Raw genomic sequence first — 17928 nt, 5'->3', positions numbered from 1 at the left:
TCAGGGCGCGCGGTGCGGACCCTGCTCGGGCCGCCGTACGGCGAGGGCCAGGGTGTCGTCCGCGTGCAGCACCACGGTGTGCATGTCCTTGGCGATGGCGCCGGGGATGGTGCTGGTGGGGCGGTGCAGGTGGCGCCGGGCCGCGGAGATGAGGCGGATCTCGCCCTCGCGGGGGTCCCGGCGGCTCTCGGTCAGCCCGTCCGTGTAGCAGATGAGGAGGTCGCCGCGCGCCAGGTGGGTGCGCAGGATCCGCTCGCTGCCGGGGAAGGGATAGCCGATGCCGCGGCCACCGCACTGAAGGAACTCCGCCGTGCGGTCGGCGCGCAGGAGCAGCGGCGGGGGGTGGCTGCCGTTGGCCACCCGGAGGGCGCCGGTGGCGAGGTCGACGCGGATCAGTTGCACCGTGGCCATCAGCTCGGGGTCGAACGGCACGAGGACTTCGTCCGTGCGGGCCACGATCGATGCCAGGGGGTGGCCTTCGAGGGCGAGTGTGCGTACGGCGTGGGTGATGGTCAGGGCGCCGCGGGTGCTGCGGACGCCGTGGCCGAGGGCGTCCACGATCGTGATGTGGAGTGAGCCGTCCGGCATGACGAACCAGTCGTAGAGGTCGCCGCCGGTCGGGGCGTACTCGCCGGCGGGGGCGTAGTGGACGGCGAGTTCCAGCCCTTCGGTCTCGATGGGGGTGGGGCGTAGGGCGTCTTCGAGTTCGCGGAGCACCTGCCCGTGTGCGGCGCGCAGCTTTTCGTCCCGCTCCTCCAGTTGGACGTAGAGCGCCAGGACGCCGCTGTTGGTCTCGGCCAGCTCGTGCTTCAGGCGGCGGTGCTCGGCGTCCACCTCGTCGGCCCGGGCGAGCACGGCGAGCAGTTCGTCCTTCGTGTCGCCGATGTCGGCGAGCAGCAGGCTCTCGGCGTCACCGGCCCGGTGCCGCTCGGCGGGTGCCGCGGCTGCGGGGCGCGGGCGGTCCGGGTCGGCCGTCGTCAGCGGCACGTGCCAGGTGGCTTCCCTGCCGGTCGTCCTCGTGACCGGCAGGGGGAGTTCGGTGAGGGTGCGCGCGCCGAGCGCGTGCGGGTAGCGCAGCGTCATGGCCAGGTGCGGACGCGCGTCGGCTCCCGGTTCGACGGCGGCGCGGAGCGCGACGCTCCTTCCGGCGAGGAACGCGGGTTCCGCCAGCGCCGAGACGGACACGACCAGACGGGCCCGGACATCGACGGGCGTGTGGTGGGCGTCGGCGAACTGCCGGACGGCCCGGCGCAGCGGCGGCAGGGCCCGGAAGAGACTGTCCTTCACCGGCGTTCCCGGGGGACTCTGCCGGCCAGGACGGCGGCGTCGTCGTTGCCGTACCGGTGGCCGTGGATCAGTGCCGCGGCGAGCAGGGGCGGGGGCAGGCGCAGCAGGAACGGGGTCGGCGCGTCCGCCCAGCGTGCGGCGATGCCGTCGGAGTGCAGGACGAGGACCGTCTCCGCGGGCAGCGGGAGGCTGCGTACCACCGGCCGGGGAATGTTCCAGCCGACGATGCCCGGCTGGCCGGTGGAGCGGTGGCGGATCTCGTGGGGGAAGACGGCGAGGAAGCGGATGTTGCCGACGCCGCAGTACTCGGCCCGGCCCGGGCGGACGCGCAGCAGCCCCACGGCGGCGCCCCGGGTGCCCCGCAGGGCGCGGTGCACCCGGGTGAGAAGCTCCGGCAACGGCGCGTCGTGGGCCTCGCGGAAGGTGCTGACGGCCCTGGCGGCGGCGTCGGCCGCCTGCGGTCCGTGGCCGAGGCCGTCCGCGACCAGCGCCGTGCGGGCATCGTCGGTGTCGGCGAAGGCGCACGCGTCGCCGCACTCCTCCTCGGAGTCGGCCGGCAGCGACAGGGCTCCGACGGCGGGAGGGCGCGGGGCCGGTCCGCCGGGCGGCGCGAGTCGGGCATAGGCGACGGTGCCGTGCCCGGCGGCCGAGCGGATGACGAAATCGCCGGCTATCCGCCGGACCGCCCCCAGGCCCGCGCCGAGCGACCGGGTGGTGGAGTAGCCGTCGCTCAGGCACCGGGCCAGCTCGGCCATCCCGGGGCCGTGGTCCGCGGCGAGGATTTCCAGCCCGTCGCCCATGGGCTGGGGTTGCAGGTACAGCGCTCCGTCCTTCGCGTGTTTGACGAGGTTGCTGGCCAGTTCGGAGGCCAGCACGGCGGCCTGGTCGGGCAGGAACCCCGGGAGGCGGCAGCGGTGTGCGAGATCGCGGGCCGTGTCCGCGGCCAGTTGCACGGCGCTGGCGTGGTCCATCCGGAGCTGGGTCGTCGGCTCCGCCGGGGTCGGCGTCACGGGCGCTTCCACCGCGTGGCGCTGACGGTCGTGCCGCGACCGGGCGAGGTCTGCACCTGGAAGTCGTGCATGAGCCGGCGGGCACCGCCCAGGCCGTGGCCCAGTCCGGCCCCGGTGGTGAAGCCGTCGGAGAGGGCTGCTTCGACGTTCGGGATCCCCGGTCCGTCGTCCCGCACCACCAGGCGCAGCCCTCGTGCACCGGAGCGGAGCGGGTAGTCGATGGTCAGGGTGCCGCCGCCGCCGTGGATGTAGGAGTTGCGTGCCAGTTCGCTGCCGGCGGTCACGATCCTGGTCTGGTCGACGATGTCGAAGCCGACGCCGATGGCCGCGGAGCGGATGGCGTGCCGGATGGCCAGGAGGTCTTCCTCCGTACGCAGCGGGTGCTCCTCCGGTGCGAACTGCCCGCCCGCGGGCCGGTCCGTGTACGAGGCGGGGACGATCGTGGTCAGGTCATCTGTCGGCGTCATGCCGCGCCCCTTCCCGGGGCGCGGCGTACCGGCGCCAGCCCAGCGCGGCCATGCCCTGCTCGGCGTCGAGGGCACACTCCACCCCGGCCAGTCGGACGCCGAGTTCGACCAGCGTGATGGCGACGGGCGGGCGCATGCCCGCCACGATCACCCGGGCGCCCAGAAGGCGGGCCGTGGTGGTCAGTTCCATGAGCGTACGGGCGACGAAGGAGTCGATGATCTCCAGCCGGGAGATGTCGATGAGCACACCGCGCGCGCCGTCGCCGACGATGCGCTCGGTCAGCTCCTCCATGAGCGCGACGGCCGCCTCGTCGTCGAGTTCGCTGAGCAGGCCGGTGAGGAGGACGTCCCCGAGGCGGATCACCGGCGCGCTGGTCACTCCCGGCGCGGTCATCGGAGAGCCGCCGGCTCGGCGCCCACCGGGGGCGCGCCGGCGAGCGTGACGGCGGTGGCCAGGGCGTCGGCGAGTGTGGCCCGGGTCAGGATGCCGGACAGGTCGATCCCCAACTGGGTGATGGTCTGCGCGATGGGCGGGCGGATGCCGCTGATGACGCAGTCTGCCCCCATGAGCCGCACCGCGCCGACGGTGCTCATCAGGTGCTGTGCGACCGCGGTGTCCACGGTCGGCACGCCGGTGATGTCGATGATGGCGACCCGGGCCTGGTGTTCCTGGATGGCCTGGAGCAGGGACTCCATCACCACCTGGGTACGGGCTGTGTCGAGGGTGCCGATGAGCGGCACCGCCAGGATGTGCTGCCACAACTGGACGACGGGCGTGGACAGTTCGGAGAGCTGCCGGCTCTGCCGGCTGATGATCTCCTCGCGTCCCCCGAGATAGGTCTCGAAGGACAGCGTCCCGGCCGCGTCGAGCAGCCGGTTGACGAACAGGGCGGTGGGAAAGAGCGCCGCCGGTTCGCTCGTGTCCTCCTGAGCGGCGTCCAGCAGCGCTTCCTTGAGGTTCAGCAGGGCCGCCGCGGTCTCCGCGGGCGTCGCGCCGAGCCGGGCGCGGCGCTGCGACATCTCCACCACCGTGTCGCGCAGTGGACCGAAGGAGCCGACGACGTGCTCCGTCGGCAGGTCGCTGTCGAGGCCGTCGGTGAGGGCGTCGAGGAGCCGGTCGGCCTCGCGGCGCAGCTCGGTCTCGTCGACGTCCGTACTCTGTGCGTCCCCGTCGCGCTGAAGCCGGATCCAGCGATCGGCGATCTCGGTGCCGGACCTGCGCAGCAGCTCCGTCAGCCGCGTGCGCACGGCGCTCTCCGTGATACCCACCCACAGCCCTTTCACAGTCCCTGAACATTTCTGGCACAATTGTTGCCGTGCGGCAAATGTTAGCTACTGATGTCAAGAGCAGGAAGGCTCGTTCCTCGCCGGGCGGGCGGGAGCACCGGCCCGATCCGGAGGGCATCCCGTCACGCGGACTGTGAGTCCTCCTCGCCGGGGCGCGCCCGCGCCGGCAGCAGCAGGTCGTCCACCGCCGTACGAAAGCCGTTCAACCCGTGCGTGAGCGCGTTGCGCTGGGTCGGCGGCATGGAGGCGATCACCGCCAGCAGCGCTTCCTCCCGCCGTACCCGCAGGTCGAGCAGGTATGCCTCGCCCTTGCCGGTGAGCCGGGTCTCGACCTGCCGGCGGTTCGCCGGGCGGGGAGTGCGCTCGACGAACCCCAGCGCCTGGAGCCGGTCGCACAGCCGGCTGACGGAGGACGGGGCGGCGCCGAGGAGCCGGCCGAGCCGGCCGAGGCTGATGCCTCCCTCGCGCTCCAGCACGTACAGCGCCCGGAGCTGGGAGGAGGACACCGGTGCCGTGGAGACGGCGTCCCTGCCCCGCTCCCACAGGACCTCCAGCAGCTCGATGACCTCGCGCGCCGCCCATGCGGCATCATTGAACGGCGTCGCCTGCCGGCCGTCCGGCGTCGTACCCATACCGCCCTCCCCCCGATCATCCGTACTGCTGCCTGCTCAATTTCCCTATCACACTTCCGAGAAAGCGGACCTTACGTGGACAGACTGGCCGTGGTGGAACGTGCGCTGCGCTACGCGGCGCCTCATGAACTCCTCGACGCCCTGAGCGCCGCGCTCACCGCGCAGTACGCCGTGACCGGCGTCGAGCTGCTGGTGGCCGACTACGGGATGACCAAGCTCCAGCCGGTCGGCCGCTCTCCGCACACCGCGGCTCCCGTCTCCGTCCGCGCCACCGACCCGGGCCGGGCCTTCGGCGCCCAGCAGCCCTACGTCCGTACCGGCGACCACCCCGCGGCCACCACCGCACATCTGCCCGTGACCGTACGGGGCGACCGGCTCGGTGTGCTGTCCGTCACCCTGCCCGCCGACGAACCCACGCCCGAGGCACTGGGCGACCTCGAAGAGATAGCCAAGGTACTCGCCCACGAGATCGTCATCGCGGAGCGGGACACCGACCTGTTCCTCCAGGCCCGAAGGGCCGAGCGGCTCACGCTCGCCGCCGAGATGCAGTGGCAGTTGCTCCCCGGGCGCTCCTGCGTACGCCCGGAGTACGCCGTCGGCGCGCAACTGGAGCCCGCGTACGCCATCCACGGCGACAACTTCGACTGGTCGACGTCGGCGAACCACCTCACCCTCGCCGTCACCAACGGCATGGGCGAGGGGATCGACGCCGCGCTCCTCACCAACCTCGGCGTCAACGCGCTGCGCAACGCACGCCGCGCCGGCCTCGGCCTGGTCGACCAGGCGTGCCTCGCCGACCAGGCCCTCTACGGGCAGCACCAGGGCGCGGCCCACCTGTCCACCCTGCTGCTGCGCTTCCAGCTCGACACCGGAGCCGTCGAGATCGTCGATGCCGGCTCCCCGCAGATCTGGCTGCTGCGCGACGGAACCGTGGAGGCCGTCGAGCCGGAGGCGCAGCTTCCCCTGGGCATGTTCGAGGACACGGTGTACCGCGGCCAGGACTTCCAGGTGAAGAGCGGCGACCGGCTGCTCTTCGTCAGCGACGGCGTCTACGACGTGGCCTCCCCGACCGGCGAGCGCTACCGCGAGCGCGCCCTCGCCCGCGCCCTCACCGCCACCCGCCTGCTCCCGCCGGCCCAGGTGCCCGGGGCGGTCCTGGAAGAGCTGGTCGGCCACCGCGGAGACGTCCAGGCCGACGACGACGCGATGGTGGTGTGCCTCGACTGGTACGGGCGCGACGAACCGACCTCCTCCGGCACCCCCTGGGGCAACGCGAACGTGCACACCCTGCGAAGACCCTCCGCGGACGGCACCGACTGAACCGAACCCGCCGCCGTGCCCGCCGGGCCGCGGACGGACCCCGGATCCGCGAGCGCCCGCGGCCGGCGGTCAGCGGCCCGTGGCGCCGTCGATCTGTTCGCGGAGGATGTCCGCGTGGCCCGCGTGGCGGCCCGTCTCCTCGATCATGTGCGTCAGCGCCCACCGCACGCTCGGCCCCTTGCCGCCGCGCCCCGGCACCTGCGCGCCCAGGTCCGCGCAGCCGTCGAGGACCCGGTTCGCGCCCTCCACCGCCTCGCGGTAGCCCGCGACGACCTCCGCCACGCTCGCCCCCGCCGGGGCCGTGAACGTCGACGGCCAATCGGTGACCTTCGCGCCGAGGAACGTCGCGCGTTCCACGTACGTGACGTGGTGCAGCAGGCCCAGCAGGTTCGTACCCGAGGGCACTCCCGCCGTTCTGACCTGCGGTTCCGGCGCGGTCTCGACCTTCGCGGCGATCGACGCGCGCAGGTAGTCGAGGAAGCCGCGCAGCGTCTCCGCCTCCGTGCCTCCGGTACGGGGCGGCGGGGTGTCCCTGCGGCGGGGTGCGGCGGTGGCCATGGTGGCTCTCCTCTCGGCGGTCAGTCTCAGCCGTCAGTCTCGGCGGGCGGTGGGAAGGCGGCGGATCAGCAGGACGTGGTCCGTGACCTCGGCGGTGCGACCGCCCGGTCCGGTCGCCGTGCGGCGGGGCGCGTCGGCCCGTTCGACCGCCCAGGTCGCCGGGTCCAGGCCGATACCCGCCGCGACCTCCCGCGGCGGCGGGTGGCGGACGTCCGGGTCCTGGTTCCACGACCAGGGCGCCGTCGATCCGTGGTCGACGACCAGCAGCCGCCCGCCCGGCCGCAGCCTGCCCGCGGCCGTGCGCAGGACCGCCGACCGGTCCAGGCCGTACGGGGTGTGCAGGTAGTGCGCGGCGATCAGGTCGTACCGGCCCTCCGGGAAGGTCTCGCCCAGGTCGTGCCGCGCGGCGCTCACCCGCTCGCCGAGGCCGAGCGACCGCGCCAGATCGCCGACCCGGTCGGCCGCCACCGCCGAGATGTCGACCGCCGTGACCCGCCAGCCCCGCCGGGCCAGCCACAGCGCGTCGCCGCCGCTGCCGCAGCCGAGGTCCAGCGCGTCGCCGGGCGGCAGGTCCGCCACCGTCTCGACCAGGCGTACGTTCGGCCGCGGCGCGGCGGCGGCCGGGCCGCGGGCCGCGTAGACGCCGTCCCAGAAGACGGCTGCGTCGCTCGCGTCGGTCGCATCACCCGCATCACTCGCACCGCTCGCGTCGGTCGTGTTCTTCGGCATCGTGACTCCTTGCGCCGGGAATGCGGCCAGTTTCGGCGGGGGCGCGCGCGACCGCGAGGTTTCTTGCCGTTGTGGCAAGCTCGCCGTATGGAGGACGAGACGACGGCGGACGTGCTCGACGCGGTGGGCGCGCGGCTGCGCACGCTGCGGCGCGCCCGCGGCATCACCCTCGCCGACCTCGCGGCGACGACCGGCGTCTCGGAGTCCACCCTGTCCCGGCTGGAGAACGGCCAGCGCCGGGCCACCCTGGAGTTGCTGCTGCCGCTGGCCCGCGCGTACGACGTCCCCCTGGACGACCTCGTCGGCGCCCCGCGGACCGGCGATCCCCGGATCCACCTGAAGCCGGTCCGGCGGTTCGGGATGGTCTTCGTGCCGCTGTCCCGCCGCCCGGGCGGGACGCAGGCGTTCAAGATGATCATCCCGGCCCGGCGGCAGACCGCGCCGCCCGAGCCGACCCTCCAGACCCACGAGGGCCACGAGTGGCTCTACGTCCTGAGCGGCCGCCTGCGCCTGGTCCTCGGCGAGCGCGACCTGCGCCTGCCGCCCGGCGAGCCCGCCGAGTTCGACGCCTCCGTGCCGCACTGGCTGGGCAGCGCCGACGGCGGGACGGTGGAGCTGCTGATCCTCTTCGACCTCCAGGGCGTACGCACCCACGTACGCACCGAGCGCTAGCCGCACCCGGGGCCGTCCGGCCTCACGTGCCGGTGTCGAAGGAGATGCAGACGTCGAGCGGTGCCTCCGGCCGCCCGGCGACGGGCCTGCGTTCCTCACCCCAGGCGGCACCGGCGGCACCGGCGACCTCCGCCGCGGCCCGCCGCCAGAACCGGCCCGCGGCCGGGTTGCCGTCCTGGAACGCGACCTCCCACCGCCCCGGGTGTGCGGCCACGACCTGCCGTACCGCGCGCAGCCCGACCCCCGATCTCCGTACCCCGCGCACCACGAAGAACGCGTTCAGCACGTGCGTCGCCGGACCGGGCAGGAACTCCACGAGCGCAAGCCCCGCCGGGCGCCCCCGCAGCGTCAGGAGATAGGGGAACCAGCCCGGGTCGGTGAACGCGGTCCGCAGCGTGCGGCGCTGGAAGGACCCGTCGGGCTCGGGCAGTTGGCCGCCGAACTCCGTCATGTCGTGGCAGCACATCAGCCACAGTCGTTCCATGGCGGGCCGGTCGGCGGCCGTCGCGAGACGTACCCGTACGTCGTCCATGAAGCTACCCCTGACGGTGCCGGCCGCGCCCCTCGCGGGGCGCGGCCGGGTCCTTCCGGTTACCAGATGCGCCAAGCCTGCTTGGCCGTCGCGTTCTGGAGACGCTGGATGAACTTGCGCATGCTCCTCACCTCCTGTCGTCGCTCGATACGACCGCCTGGGCGGAGGACGCGGTGGTCGCCCGGCGGTGAAGCCGGAAGTCAGGCGGAGTGATGATCCCCTGCACCCGGGGGCGGGCGTCGCCGCCGTGCACGTCGAGACGCGCCCCCCGGCAGAGCGCGGTCAGCAGGGCGGTGGCCACGTCGAGGGCGACCGAGGCGCCCGTGCACGCCCGCGGCCCGGCACCGAACGGCAGGTACGCCCCCCGCGGCGTCTCGTGGGCCCACCGGTCGGGCCGGAAGCGGCTCGCCTCCGGCCAGACGTCTTCGTCGCGGTGCAGCAGGTACACGCAGACCGCGACGGTCTCCCCGGGCGTCACGGCGGCGCCGCCCACCTCGTGGGGCAGCCGTACGGTCCGGGTGAACAGCCAGGCGACGGGCCACAGCCGCAGGGCCTCGCGCACGGCCCGGTCCGGGCGCACGGCGCCGAGGTCGACTCCGGCTCGGTCCGCGAGCAGCAGCGCCCACGCGACGACGTGCGCGACGGGCGCCACGCTGGTGCGGAACAACTGCACGTAGGCCCCGGCGATCTCCAGCGGATCGGTGTCCGCGGGCGTCGCCGTACGGACCGCGTCCAGCAGGTCCGCGGGCCCCGCGCCGCCGCCGGGGCCGCGGCCCGCCCGCCGGCGTACCCGCACCTCTTCGGCCACCGCACGGTGCAGCTTCGCGCGCAGCAGGTGTTGCGGCGGCCGGGCCAGGGGGTGGGGGGAGCGGATCAGCACGTCGTGGCGGCGGACGCACCGCGCCATGAGGCGACGCACACCCGGGCTGCTCTCCGGGTGCAGCAGCACGTCGGCGAGGGCCTGGTGCACCAGCACGCGACCCGCGTGCGGCCACACCGCGTCGTCGCCCAACCCGGCGACGCCGCTGGCGAACATGTCCCCGTCGCCGGTCAGCCGGTCCCGCAGCACCCGCCGCGCCGCCCGCCCCACGGCCACCTGCGTCGCGGGCTCGGCGAGCCGCCCGCCGCGGGGCCGCAGAAACTCGGTGACTTCCTCGTAGCGCCGGCCGTTGTCCCGGAGCACCATCACCGCGCTCCCGGGATCGGCGACGCACAGCGCCCCGCCGGGTAATCGGAACGGCGCCTCGCGGGCCCGGGCGGCCCGCTCGACGTAGCCGATCGGATCCCGGCGGAATCCCGGCTCCGCAACCATGAGGCGTCACCCCCTCCCGGCTCTGGTGGCATTGTCCCCCTCTGTACGGCGGTACGGAGGGGGAGTTGCACGCTCTGTCCGGAAAGCGCCGCAGCCGGACCGCAGCCGGACCGCGGCCGAGCCGCCGCCGGGTCCCTAGCGGGGCAGGTCCAGTTCGGCCCGTACGGTCTTGCCGACCGGCACCCGGTCCAGCACCGCCCACCGGTCGGCCAGCGTGTCGACGAGCAGCAGCCCCCGCCCGGATTCCCCCTCCGGTACGGGCAGCGCGCTCACCTGCTCCGGCCCGGGCGGGCGCCGCCGCCCCCGGGCGTCGGAGACCTCGATCCGCACGGACCGCCCGAGGAGCGACAGCCGCAGCTCGAAGTCCCGCCCGGGTACGCGGCCGTGGGTCACCGCGTTCGCCGCCAGCTCGGCGACGACGGCGGCGGCGTCGCAGACGGCGGCGGTCTGCGGGACGCCCCAGGAGTGGAGCTGCACGATCGTGAGGTGCCGGGCCAGCCGGGCGCCGAGCGGGGTGGAGCTGAAGCGCTGGCTGAACACACGTACGGTGACGGGCGGGGGCGGCGTGGAGGGTGCGGTCATGTCCCGAATCTGGCCCGGTCACGGGCGGTTGGCCAGCCAAGACGCGCATACGTCGGCGACGGTACGCGGGCGCAGGGGCGGACGTACGGATCACCGACCGTAACCATCGGGCAGTGGCCGGGCCAGTGTCGGCCCCGACGGTGTGGTCTCCCCGTGCGTGTTCTCCACCTGGCTGGGTGTGGGCAACGTCCAGCAGCACCGCTGGCCGCTATTCTCGGCGGCCCGGCCATGGCCGGGGCCAACGCCACCATCCGGGCCGCCGCTCGGGGTGGTGGCTGCGACCGAGGAACTGACATCCGTGACAGACAGTCTTCCCATCGATGAGTTCCGAGCGCTGGTCAAGCCGTACACGGGGGCCCTGACGGCCCGGGTCCGACCGGCCCGGGGGTTCAGCTCCGACTTCACGGCGCTGGTCGAGTGCGAGAACGGGCCGTTCTTCGTCAAGGCGATGCACAACCGGCCTGGCGGGCGGCGGGACTCGATCGTCCGGGAGGGCCTGATCAACCCGTACGTCCTATACGTTTCCCCCGCCGTTCGGTGGCGGGCGGAGGACGAGGAGTGGATCGTCCTCGGTTTCGAGGCCGTGGACGGGCGGCCGGCGGACTTCGCACCGGATTCACCGGACCTGCCCGCGGTCGTGGACGCCGTTGACGCCCTTGGGGAGTTGGGCCTGCCGGAGGTCGCCCGCGGCTGGGCGGAGACCCGCTGGGACCGGTTCGCCACCGACCCGGCCGCGGCGGAGCTGTTCCGGGGGGACGCCTTGCTGCACACCGACATCAACCCCGCCAACCTGCACCTCGGCGCCGAGCGAGCTTGGGTGGTCGACTGGTATGGCCCACCCGCGGGGCGGCGTTCATCGACCCGGCCATCCTGGTCGTGCAACTCGTCTCATCCGGGCACAGCGCCGAGTCGGCCGAATCCCGGGTCTCCCGCTGTACGGCATGGGCCGAGGCCGACCCGAAGGCCCTCGACGCCTTCGCCGCCGCCACGGTACGGATGAACCGCGCCGTCGCCGCCCGCAAACCCGAGGCGGACTGGCTACGGGCGATGACGGCGGCAGCGGAGGCGTGGGCCAACTGGCGCGGGGCGAGCGCTGACTGAGCGTGCGCGTACGGTGTCCAACTGTACGCAGTGACGCTATGGACAGTATTAGTCACTGTGCGTAATCATCTCTGTGTCAGGCGTTCCAGGCGGGCCAGGTGAGTGGGAGGTGGCCGCTGATGGCCGGGGATGTGAGCGGGACGGGTGGTTCCGGGAGTGAGCCGGAGCCGTCGGAAAGCATGAGGACCTTCGGTGCGATGGTCCAAGCGCTGCGAGAGCATGCGGGGTTGAGCCGGGAGCAGCTCGGGGAGCACGTGCGCTATTCGAAGCACATGGTGGCGGCGATCGAGATCGGCCGCCGACTGCCGCCACCGGACTTCGTCGAGCGGGCGGAGCCCGTGCTCGGGGACACCGGTGCGCTGCGGCGGTCGGCGAAGCACGTGGTGCGAAAGCCGGGGCTGGCGCGGTGGTTCCGGGAGTTGGCGCGGCTGGAGGCGGAGGCGATCAGTCTCTATACGTACGAGTGTCGGCTGATCCCGGGGCTGTTGCAGACGGAGGCGTACGCGCGGTCGTCGTTCATGAATCAGTTGCCGCCGATGGGAGACGATCGGATCGAGGCCCAGTGGGAAGCGCGGGCGGAACGGCAGCGGCTGTTGCGGGAGCGGACCGACACCGCGTTCAGCTTCATCCTGGAAGAGCACCTGTTCCTGCGGCGGATTGGTGGGGAGGAGGTAACGCGCGAGCAGATCGACCACGTTCTGGAGGTGGCCGAGCTGCGGAACGTTGAGATCCAGGTCATGCCGTTGGTGAGGGAGACGCACGCCGGGTTGCACGGCCCCATGCAGTTGTTGGAGACACCTGAGAATCAGTGGTTCGCCTACACCGAAGGTCAGGAGAGCGGCCAGTTGATCTCTGACCTGAAAGTGGTCAGCGTTCTCCAGCGGCGGTATGCCAGGATGAGCGCGCAGGCTCTCACCCCCGAGGACACCGTGAGTCTGTTGCAGCGGATTCGAGGAGATGTATGAACCCCTCCGACCTGGCCTGGTTCAAGTCCAGCTTTAGCAGCAGTCCTTCCGGCGACTGCATTGAAGTCGCCGTCGCCTGGCGCAAGTCCAGCCACAGCAGCACGAGCTCCGGCGACTGCGTCGAGGTCGCCGCATGCCCGTCCGTCATCCACGTCCGTGACTCCAAGGACAAGACCGGACCCCAGCTCGCCTTCACCCCCGACGCCTGGGCCGACTTCGTCGCCTTCGCCCGGGGGCTCTGACCCCCGTCCGCGTGACCCCCGTGGCGTGCGGGGCGGTGTGAGCGGGAAGTTGCCCTCCAACTGAGGCCGCGCATCGCACGTCTCATCCACGGGGGAATCATGCTTCACATCGAGTTCACGCCTGCCGATCTCAACCGGCTGCGGCTGGCGGGTGACGTCAGTCCCATGTGGGAAGTCGTCCTCAGCTTGCAGGCGTTGCAGACCGGGCACGCGGCGCTCGCGCTCGATCCGTGGCGGCGCCGGGTGCGGGCCGAGGTGGCCGCTGCCGGGCTCGGGGAGACCGTGGGGGCGTTGCAGCGGTTGTGTCCGGAGGCCGCGTACTTTCCGGACTTTCTGACGCCCAGCGCCAGCGGCGGGCGGACGTTGGACGCCGAGCTGGAGCACGTGCTGCGGACGCCGAAGGTCCGGCTGCGCAAGGAGATCGGGTTGCTCTGCGCCGGTGGCGACCCGCCTCGTGGGGCGCGGCGGTTGGCCGAGGGGGATGCCGGGGCGTTGCGGCGGCTCGGAGATGCGGTGCGGCGGTACTACGCGGTGGCCGTGGCGCCGTACCGGGAGGCGATCCGGTCCGCTGCCGCGGCTGATCGGCCCGTACGGGCGGAGGCCGCGCTGCGGGAGGGCGCGGAGGGGCTGCTTGCCAGTTTCGCTCCGGAGGTGACCTGGCGCGGGGACCGGCTGGAGTGCGCGTACCCGGTGAGCAGGGGGTTTTCTCTCGATGGGCGACCGCTGACGCTCGTCCCCTCGTTCTTCTGCACCCGCAGGCCCGTTGCTCTCGCGGATCCCGGCCTGCCGCCCGTGCTCGTGCACCCGCTGACCCCCGCGCCCGGCTGGCTGCCGGATTCCGTGCCCGGTCACGGTGGCGACACTCTCGTCCGCCTCATCGGGCTCACCCGCGCCCGGGTGCTGGAACTGCTCGACCGGCCGATGTCGACCGGGCGGATCGCGGATGCCCTGTACGTCGCGCCCGCCAGCGCCAGCCGGCATGCGGCCGTTCTGCGCGAGGCCGGGCTCGTGCGGTCCGAGCGGCGCGGGCACTGCGTGATGCACCGGCGTACGGACCTGGGGGAGGCCCTGCTCAACGGCGGGTGACCGCGACTCAGCCGGAACGGCCCACCGATCCCGCTCCGTTCAGCACCGAGTCCAGCAAACCCGGGAACCGCTCGTCCAGGTCGTCCCGCCGCAGCCGCACCAGTCGTGTCCGGCCCTGGACCGTCGTCCACGTCACGCCCGCCTCGCGCAGCACGCGGTAGTGGTGCGACATCGTCGTCTGGTGGACGTCGAGGTCGCCGCCGATGGCGTTGCAGCTCTCCTCGCCGGTCGCGGCGAGCCGGAGCACGACCTCCAGCCGCACCGGGTCGGCGAGCGCGCGCAGCACGTCCACCATGCGGATGGACTCGGCCGCGGGTTGGGACACCTCGCGCATCGTCTTCCGTACTCCTTCCGATGCCTGCCCCCAGCCTACCCACACATTGATACATGGACAACTATCCATGCGTTGCCTACAGTGCCGTTCCGTGACCAGACAGCTCTTCCCCCTCGCCCTCGCGACGTTCGCCGTCGGCACCGACAGCTACGTCATCGCCGGACTCCTCCCCGCCATCGCCGCCGACCTCGGGGTCTCCACCCCCGCGGCCGGGCAGCTCGTGACCGTCTTCGCTCTCACGATGGCCGTGTCCGCACCCGTCGTCGGGGCGCTCACCGGCGGGCTCGACCGGCGTACGACCCTGCTCATCGCACTCGGCGTCTTTGTCGTCGGCAACGCCGCCACCGCCCTGGCCACCGGCTACGGGACCGCCATGGCCGCCCGCGTCGTCACCGCCGTGGGCGCCGGGGTCATCAACTCCGCCGCGTCCAGCACCGCCGCCGCGATCGTGCCGCCCGAACGCCGCGGGCGGGCACTGGCGTTCGTGCTCGGCGGGCTGACGCTGGCGACCGCGCTCGGGCTGCCGCTCGGTACGCTGATCGGCCGCGCCGACTGGCACGTCACGCTCTGGGCCGTCGCCGGGACCGGGCTGGTGGCGGCGGTCGGCGTCGCCGTCGGGCTGCCCGCCGTGCGGCTGCCCGCCGCCTCGCTCGGCGACCGGCTGCGTCCGCTCGTGCGGGGTGGCCGGGTGCCGGGGCTGCTGGCCGTGACGACGCTGGCCTTCCTGGGCACGTACACGCTCTACACGTACGTCGCGCCCGCCCTGCACGACGCGACGGACGGCGACGAGTCGGTGCTGACCCTGGTCCTGCTGGCCTGGGGCGTCGGTGTGCTGGCCGGGAACGTCGCGGCCGGGCGGCTGGTCGACCGGCACGACCCCGCCCGCGTGCTCACCGGCCCGCTCGCGCTCGCGGTCCTCACGCCGGCGCTGACGCCGCTGGCGACCCGCGCCCTCATACCCGCGCTGGTGTGGGCGGTGGTCTGGGGCGTGGCCGTGGGCTTCGTCGTCGTGCCGCAGCAGCACCGGCTCGTCGCCCTCGGCCCGGCCGCCGCGCCCGTTCTGCTCGGGCTCAACTCCTCCGCCCTGTACGCCGGGATGGCGCTCGGCGGCGGGCTCGGCGGGCTGGCGCAGAAGTGGTTCGGGCTGAGCGCGGCGGGGCTGGGGCCGGTGGCCGCGGGGGTCACCGGCGTGGCGCTGCTGTGGCACCTCGGTACGTCCCGGGCGTCCCGGGCGCGTACGCCGCGACGGGTTGTACAACGTTGAAATCTCCGCTACAAACCACGTGACACCCTCCTGCGCACCACACCCCCACAGGCACCGCACGGAAGGTACGCACCGTGACCCACGCCGTACGCAGACTCCGCCACCGGCGCTGGCCCGCCCTGGCCGCGACGCTGCTCGCCGTCGCCGTGGTGGCCGGGCTCGGCCCGGCAGCCGCCGACGAGGGCCCGGCGGCCGGCGCCGCCCCGGGCGCCGCCCGCGTCCCAGCCGCCGACCGGACAGCCGACGAGACCGCCCGACCCGCCGCAGCCGCGGGCCAGTTCCGTAACCCCGTCAACACCGGCGCCGACCCCACCCTCGTCACCCACCAGGGCAACTACTACGTCGCCACCACCCAGGGCGACGCCATCCGCATGTGGAAGTCGCCGTCCGTCGCCACTCTCCTCACCGCCTCCCCGCACGAGGTGTGGCGCGACAGCGACCCCTCCCGCAACCAGCAGATCTGGGCCCCCGGCCTCCTCCAGGACGGCGGGCGCTGGTACCTCTACTACACCGCCAGCGACGGCAACGACGCCGCCCACCGCATGTACGTGCTGGAGTCCGAGGGCAACGACCCGCTAGGCCCGTACCACTTCAAGGCCAAGGTCGCCGACTCCGGCAACGACCGCTGGGCCATCGACGGCGAGCCCTTCCGGCACGACGGCAAGCTGTACTTCGCCTGGAGCGGCCAGCGCGACGACGGCGTCGGCAACCAGCTCTTCGTCGCCCCCATGTCCAACCCCTGGACCCTCTCCGGCGGTCGCGTCCACATCCCCGCCGAAGGCAACTGCCCCGAGGTACGCGAGGGCCCCACCCCGCTGCACAACGCCGCCGGACGGCTCTACCTCACGTACTCCGCCTGCGACACCGGCAAGCCCGACTACGCGGTCTGGGCCAAGTCCCTCGCCCCCGGCGCCAACCCGCTCGACCCCGCCGCCTGGCGGCAGGAGCCCGGCCCGATGTTCTCGCGCAACGACGGCGCGGGCGTCTACGGCCCCGGGCACCACTTCTTCTTCAAGTCGCCGGACGGCAGCGAGGACTGGATCGCGTACCACGCCAAGAACACGACGACGTACACCTACAGTTGGCGCACCACCCGGGTGCAGAAGATCGGCTGGACCGCGGACGGCCGCCCCGACCTCGGTACGCCCGTGGCCGCGGGCGCGACCATCGACCTGCCCGCCGGTGACCCGGGCCCGGGCACCACGGCACTCAACGACACCGACCCGCAGGTGACGTACACCGGCAACTGGAACTCCGGCAGCGGCTGCGCCGTGCAGTGCTTCTGGGGCAACGACCACTGGAGCGCGGAGGCCGGCGCCACGGCCACGTTCCGCTTCACCGGGACGCGGCTGGCGCTGCTGTCGGTCAAGGACACCGGCAACGGCATCGCGGCGATCTCCGTGGACGGCGGTGCGGAGCAGCGCGTCGACTACTACGGCAGCCCGCGCGTCGGCGAACAGCTCCAGTGGGTCAGCCCGGAGCTGCCGCGCGGCGAGCACACGGTACGGGTCCGGGTGACGGGCGAGAAGAACCCCGACTCGGGCGCGGCGTTCGTGTCCGTCGACCGGGCGGAGGTTTATCCGTAGGCGCGGTGGCTAGCATGCGGAACCGGGGCCCGGCCGGGCCCCGGTTCCGAGGGGATGGGCGAAAGCTGTGACCCGAATACGCCGCACGCTGCCGCTGTTTCTCGCCGCCGCCTCGACCGTGGCCGTGACACTGACCGCCGGGTGCGACATCGAGAAGGAGGACCTTCCCGGGGACAGCTCGTCGGCCGAGAAGTCCCCGGCCGAGAAGTCCCCGGCGAAGAAGTCCCCCGACGACAAGCCGGCCGACGACAAGCCGGCCGACGATGCCCCCGCCCACGGCACCTCCCCCCTCGACAACCCCGACGGCACCGACCCCGGCCTCGCCCCCCTCACCGCCGCCGCCGACCGCGAGGCCGCACGGGCCCTCATCGACCGGCTCGCCACCAAGGGCCGCGGCTCCGGCAGCGGTTACGAACGCGAGGAGTTCGGCGACGAATGGCTGGACACCGCAGACGGGGTGCCCCTGGCCGGCAACGGCTGCGACACCCGCAACGACCTCCTGCGCCGGGACGGCCGGGACGTACGGTTCGAGAGCGGCGACGACTGCGTGGTCGAGACGATGGAGCTGTCGGACCCGTACGCCGGGCGGGACATCGACTTCGAACGTGGCCCCTCGACCTCGATGGACGTGCAGATAGACCACGTGGTGCCGCTGTCGTACGCGTGGCAGATGGGCGCCGGGACGTGGGCGGAGGACAAGCGCCGGAAGTTCTCGAACGACCCGCTCAACCTGCTGGCCGTCGACGGGGACACCAACTCCTCGAAGGGCGACTCCGGACCGGCGTCGTGGCTGCCGCCGGACAAGCGGATCCGCTGCGCGTACGGCGTACGGTTCACGCAGGTCGCGCTCCGCTACGAACTCCCGGTGACGACGGCCGACAAGGAGACCCTGGCGCGCCAGTGCCGGAAGTGACCCGCGGGCGCCCTCAGCGACGGCGGCGGCGTCCGGCACGCCGTGCGCT

The 17928-nt window shown here is 73.2% G+C and carries 21 protein-coding genes; 9 read left to right on the top strand and 12 right to left on the bottom strand.

Annotation, left to right across the window (positions count from 1 at the left end):
• The 6 genes from QBL21_RS29910 to QBL21_RS29885 form a co-directional block, all read right to left on the bottom strand.
• On the bottom strand, positions 1 to 1287 hold the full coding sequence (locus tag QBL21_RS29910; protein ID WP_407565349.1) for a PP2C family protein-serine/threonine phosphatase: 1287 nt from the start codon (positions 1285 to 1287) through the stop codon (positions 1 to 3).
• On the bottom strand, positions 1284 to 2297 hold the full coding sequence (locus QBL21_RS29905; RefSeq protein WP_407565348.1) for a SpoIIE family protein phosphatase: 1014 nt from the start codon (positions 2295 to 2297) through the stop codon (positions 1284 to 1286). The genes QBL21_RS29910 and QBL21_RS29905 overlap by 4 nt, the downstream gene beginning before the upstream one ends.
• The gene (locus QBL21_RS29900) at positions 2294 to 2764 is read right to left on the bottom strand and encodes an ATP-binding protein (protein WP_407565347.1); all 471 of its coding nucleotides are present in this window, start codon (positions 2762 to 2764) and stop codon (positions 2294 to 2296) included. The genes QBL21_RS29905 and QBL21_RS29900 overlap by 4 nt, the downstream gene beginning before the upstream one ends.
• Positions 2748 to 3158 carry an STAS domain-containing protein gene (locus QBL21_RS29895; protein ID WP_407565346.1) on the bottom strand — a complete coding sequence of 137 codons (411 nt, stop codon included), beginning with the start codon at positions 3156 to 3158 and terminating at the stop codon, positions 2748 to 2750. Before QBL21_RS29895 ends, QBL21_RS29900 begins: the two co-directional genes overlap by 17 nt.
• Entirely contained in the window at positions 3155 to 4012 is an 858-nt protein-coding gene (locus tag QBL21_RS29890; RefSeq protein WP_407565345.1) for an STAS domain-containing protein, read from the bottom strand. The genes QBL21_RS29895 and QBL21_RS29890 overlap by 4 nt, the downstream gene beginning before the upstream one ends.
• Before the next feature lie 161 nt (positions 4013 to 4173).
• Positions 4174 to 4683 carry a MarR family winged helix-turn-helix transcriptional regulator gene (locus tag QBL21_RS29885; protein WP_407565344.1) on the bottom strand — a complete coding sequence of 170 codons (510 nt, stop codon included), beginning with the start codon at positions 4681 to 4683 and terminating at the stop codon, positions 4174 to 4176.
• A 75-nt stretch (positions 4684 to 4758) separates the two neighbouring features.
• Between QBL21_RS29885 and QBL21_RS29880 the strand changes: the two genes are divergently transcribed.
• Positions 4759 to 6003, top strand: a complete 1245-nt coding sequence (locus tag QBL21_RS29880; RefSeq protein ID WP_407565343.1) for a PP2C family protein-serine/threonine phosphatase — start codon at positions 4759 to 4761, stop codon at positions 6001 to 6003.
• A gap of 69 nt (positions 6004 to 6072) precedes the next feature.
• Here the strand turns inward: QBL21_RS29880 and QBL21_RS29875 are convergent, their stop codons facing one another.
• A complete protein-coding gene (locus tag QBL21_RS29875; protein WP_407565342.1) occupies positions 6073 to 6561 on the bottom strand; it encodes a DinB family protein in 489 nt (162 codons plus the stop codon).
• 33 nt (positions 6562 to 6594) lie between these two features.
• Positions 6595 to 7290 (bottom strand): SAM-dependent methyltransferase, encoded by a 696-nt coding sequence (locus QBL21_RS29870; RefSeq protein ID WP_407565341.1) that lies wholly within the window; start codon positions 7288 to 7290, stop codon positions 6595 to 6597.
• 87 nt (positions 7291 to 7377) lie between these two features.
• Between QBL21_RS29870 and QBL21_RS29865 the strand changes: the two genes are divergently transcribed.
• A complete protein-coding gene (locus QBL21_RS29865; protein ID WP_407565340.1) occupies positions 7378 to 7962 on the top strand; it encodes a helix-turn-helix domain-containing protein in 585 nt (194 codons plus the stop codon).
• A 22-nt stretch (positions 7963 to 7984) separates the two neighbouring features.
• On the opposite strand, the gene QBL21_RS29860 is transcribed toward QBL21_RS29865, so the two are convergent.
• From QBL21_RS29860 to QBL21_RS29850, 3 genes are all read right to left on the bottom strand, one after another.
• Entirely contained in the window at positions 7985 to 8494 is a 510-nt protein-coding gene (locus tag QBL21_RS29860) for a GNAT family N-acetyltransferase (RefSeq protein ID WP_407565339.1), read from the bottom strand.
• A gap of 127 nt (positions 8495 to 8621) precedes the next feature.
• Positions 8622 to 9806, bottom strand: coding sequence for a cytochrome P450 (locus tag QBL21_RS29855; protein ID WP_407565338.1), 1185 nt, complete (start codon positions 9804 to 9806; stop codon positions 8622 to 8624).
• Between the two features lie 135 nt (positions 9807 to 9941).
• Positions 9942 to 10388, bottom strand: a complete 447-nt coding sequence (locus tag QBL21_RS29850) for an ATP-binding protein (protein WP_407565337.1) — start codon at positions 10386 to 10388, stop codon at positions 9942 to 9944.
• Positions 10389 to 11201: 813 nt separating this feature from the next.
• On the opposite strand from QBL21_RS29850, the gene QBL21_RS29845 reads away from it, so the two are divergent.
• The 4 genes from QBL21_RS29845 (at position 11202) to QBL21_RS29830 (ending at position 13782) form a co-directional block, all read left to right on the top strand.
• Positions 11202 to 11489 (top strand): hypothetical protein, encoded by a 288-nt coding sequence (locus QBL21_RS29845; RefSeq protein WP_407565336.1) that lies wholly within the window; start codon positions 11202 to 11204, stop codon positions 11487 to 11489.
• A 119-nt stretch (positions 11490 to 11608) separates the two neighbouring features.
• A complete protein-coding gene (locus QBL21_RS29840) occupies positions 11609 to 12454 on the top strand; it encodes a helix-turn-helix domain-containing protein (protein ID WP_407565335.1) in 846 nt (281 codons plus the stop codon).
• Positions 12451 to 12696, top strand: coding sequence for a DUF397 domain-containing protein (locus QBL21_RS29835; protein WP_407565334.1), 246 nt, complete (start codon positions 12451 to 12453; stop codon positions 12694 to 12696). Before QBL21_RS29840 ends, QBL21_RS29835 begins: the two co-directional genes overlap by 4 nt.
• A gap of 99 nt (positions 12697 to 12795) precedes the next feature.
• Positions 12796 to 13782, top strand: a complete 987-nt coding sequence (locus QBL21_RS29830) for an ArsR/SmtB family transcription factor (RefSeq protein ID WP_407565333.1) — start codon at positions 12796 to 12798, stop codon at positions 13780 to 13782.
• A gap of 7 nt (positions 13783 to 13789) precedes the next feature.
• Here QBL21_RS29830 and QBL21_RS29825 read toward each other — a convergent pair whose 3' ends face one another.
• Positions 13790 to 14116: an ArsR/SmtB family transcription factor gene (locus QBL21_RS29825; RefSeq protein WP_407565332.1), complete on the bottom strand. Its 327-nt coding sequence runs from the start codon at positions 14114 to 14116 to the stop codon at positions 13790 to 13792.
• Between the two features lie 91 nt (positions 14117 to 14207).
• On the opposite strand from QBL21_RS29825, the gene QBL21_RS29820 reads away from it, so the two are divergent.
• The 3 genes from QBL21_RS29820 (at position 14208) to QBL21_RS29810 (ending at position 17879) form a co-directional block, all read left to right on the top strand.
• Entirely contained in the window at positions 14208 to 15380 is a 1173-nt protein-coding gene (locus tag QBL21_RS29820) for an MFS transporter (RefSeq protein ID WP_407565331.1), read from the top strand.
• 74 nt (positions 15381 to 15454) lie between these two features.
• Entirely contained in the window at positions 15455 to 16966 is a 1512-nt protein-coding gene (locus tag QBL21_RS29815; RefSeq protein ID WP_407565330.1) for a family 43 glycosylhydrolase, read from the top strand.
• Between the two features lie 67 nt (positions 16967 to 17033).
• Entirely contained in the window at positions 17034 to 17879 is an 846-nt protein-coding gene (locus QBL21_RS29810) for an HNH endonuclease family protein (RefSeq protein WP_407565329.1), read from the top strand.
• The last annotated feature ends 49 nt before the right edge of the window (positions 17880 to 17928 follow it).

The sequence above is a fragment of the Streptomyces sp. 184 genome (assembly GCF_045781775.1).
GTDB lineage: Bacteria > Actinomycetota > Actinomycetes > Streptomycetales > Streptomycetaceae > Streptomyces.
This window is presented reverse-complemented; position numbering and strand designations above follow the sequence as displayed.